At 65.2% G+C, this 2,756-nt stretch carries 1 protein-coding gene; it reads left to right on the forward strand.

What is annotated here, in order from left to right:
• Window positions 1-5: 5 nt before the first annotated feature.
• On the forward strand, window positions 6-2,756 hold a 2,751-nt coding region (locus KJQ96_RS38300; protein WP_256441747.1), incomplete at its 3' end, for a condensation domain-containing protein.

The raw sequence follows: 2,756 nt of genomic DNA on the forward strand, positions 1-2,756 counted from the left end.
TCGGTCTGACCTCGCGCCATCTCGCCTATGTGATCTACACCTCGGGATCCACCGGAACGCCCAAGGGCGTCATGGTCGAGCATCGGGGATTGGTCAATCTTATAGCATGGCATGTGCAAACGTTTTGTCCGCAACCCGAAACCTGCTGTGCGCTCACGGCTGGAGTAGCATTCGATGCCAGCACTTGGGAGCTATGGTCTGCGTTATGTAACCGCAGCACATTGCTGCTCCCGCCCAGAGCGCCGGCAGGAGATTCTCTCCTTTTGCTGCAATGGTGGCGTGATCAATCGCTGGACTCCGCCTTTTTGATCACGCCGCTCGCCACGATCGCGTTAGAAGATAAGCTGGTAAATCCCACATTGGAGTACTTGCTTGTTGGCGGGGATCGTCTCCAGCGTGTGCCTGCGCCTCTACCAGCGGCTCTCAAGCTAGTAAACAACTACGGCCCTACTGAAGTGACGGTCGTGGCGACCTCGGGACGGCTTTTCGTCGACATTGTGCCGCATATCGGCCGCCCGATCGCGAACACGCGGATCTATCTGCTGGACGGTCATGGCGCGCCTGTTCCGTTTGGGGCGGTGGGGGAGCTTTACATTGGCGGCGCGGGGGTGGCGCGGGGCTATCTGAACCGTCCCGAGCTGACCGCGGTGCGGTTTTTGGCCGATCCGTTCAGCACTGAGCCTGGGGCGCGGATGTACCGCACCGGCGACCTTGCGCGCTATCTGCCGGACGGCAATCTGGCGTTTCTGGGCCGCAACGACGACCAGGTGAAGATCCGCGGCTTCCGGATCGAGCCGGGCGAGATCGCGGCGCGGCTCGTCGAGCACGCCGCGGTGCGCGACGCGGTGGTGGTGGCGCGCCAGGACCGCGGCGGCGAGCAGCGGCTGGTCGCCTATGTCGTTACGACTGCCGAGCACGCCGGCGAAGCTGAGGGGGCTGAACTTGCCGCCACCTTGCGCACGCACTTAGGTGCGCGGTTGCCCGAGTATATGGTGCCGTCGGCATTTGTGCACCTTGCGGCGCTGCCCTTGACGGTGAACGGCAAGCTGGACCGCAAGGCGCTGCCCCCGCCGGAGAATGAGGCGTATGCGCGCGCCGCCTATGAGGCGCCGCAAGGCGAGATCGAGACGGCGCTGGCGACGATCTGGGCCGAGCTTCTGGGTGTTGAGCGGGTCGGACGGAACGACCACTTCTTCGAACTGGGCGGCCACTCGCTCTTGGCGGTGCAGTTCTCAAGCCGGCTGTCGCAGGCTGTTGGTGTCGAACTGCCGCTGACGAGGCTGTTTGCCAAACCGGTGCTGGCCGATCTGGCGGAAAGCGTGGTCGAGATGATGAGCCGCCGCGGTCCGCAAGACCTCCCGGCCATTGTGGCCGTGTCGCGTGATGCGCCGCTCGTGTTGTCGTTTGCGCAGCAGCGGCTGTGGTTTTTGGCGCAGCTGGATCAGGGCAGCACGAGCTATCACATGCCGCTGGCGTGGCGGCTGCAAGGTGCGCTCGACCGCAGCGTCTGGCAGCGCAGCCTTGACCGGTTGCTGGCACGGCATGAGGCGCTGCGCAGTGTCTTTGTCGCCTCAGAGGGTGAGCCTCGGGTCGAGGTTCTGCCGAAGGATGCGGGGCGGCCCGTCACGGAGCATGATCTGCGCGCCCGGGGAGATGCGGACGCCGCGCTTTTGGAGCTGTGCCGTGAAGAGGCGCGCACGCCGTTCGATCTCGCGCGTGGCCCGCTGATCCGCGGGCGGCTGGTTCGGATGTCGGATGAGGAGCACGTGTTCCTGCTGACCCAGCATCACATCGTCTCGGACGGCTGGTCGCTGGGCATCTTGGTGCGTGAGCTCAGTCAGCTGTACCGGGCGTTCTTGGCCGGAGAAGACGATCCGCTGCCGCCGCTTGCGGTCCAGTATCCGGATTATGCCGCCTGGCAGCGACGGTGGCTCTCGGGCGCGCGGCTGCAGGGCCAGGCGCAGTATTGGCGCAACTCCCTGTCTGGCGTGCCGGCCTATCTGTCGCTGCCGATGGACCGGCCGCGGCCACCCCAGCAGTCGTTTGCCGGGGCCACTGTGCCTGTTGTCATCGATGCGGATCTGACGTGGGACTTGAAGCGGCTGAGCCGGCAGCATGGCACGACGTTGTTCATGACGGTGCTGGCGGCCTGGGCTGCAGTGCTGTCGCATCTGTCGGGGCAGGACGACCTTGTGATAGGGGCGCCGAGCGCCAATCGAGGCCGGCGCGAGATCGACGAGTTGATCGGCTTCTTCGTCAACACCCTGGCGCTTCGGCTGGACCTGTCGGGCGCGCCGAGCGTGGCAGAGCTGTTGCAGCGGACGCGGCGCACGGCCTTAGGAGCGCAGGAGCATCAGGACCTGCCGTTTGAGCAGGTGGTGGAGATTGTACAGCCGCCACGATCGCTGGATCACACGCCGCTGTTCCAGGTGATGTTGGCCTGGGAGAACAACGCCGTCGCGTCGTTCGATCTTCCTGGGTTGAGTGTGGAGGCTGCGGCGGACGGGTTCGATCAGGTCAAGTTCGATCTGGAGCTGAGCCTGCGCGAGCATGGCGCGGTCATCGCCGGAACGCTGGGTTATGCCACGGCGCTGTTCGATCAGAGGACGATCGAGCGGCAGCGTAGCTATCTGCTGGCGCTGTTGCGGGGGATGGTGGCCGATGCAGGGCAGCCGGTCGCGCAGATTGAGCTGCTGTCCGGTGAGCGCGCGTATCTGTTGGAGGAGCTGAACCGGACGGCGGCGCCGTATCCCGAG

The sequence above is a fragment of the Bradyrhizobium sp. sGM-13 genome (assembly GCF_018398875.1).
GTDB lineage: Bacteria > Pseudomonadota > Alphaproteobacteria > Rhizobiales > Xanthobacteraceae > Bradyrhizobium.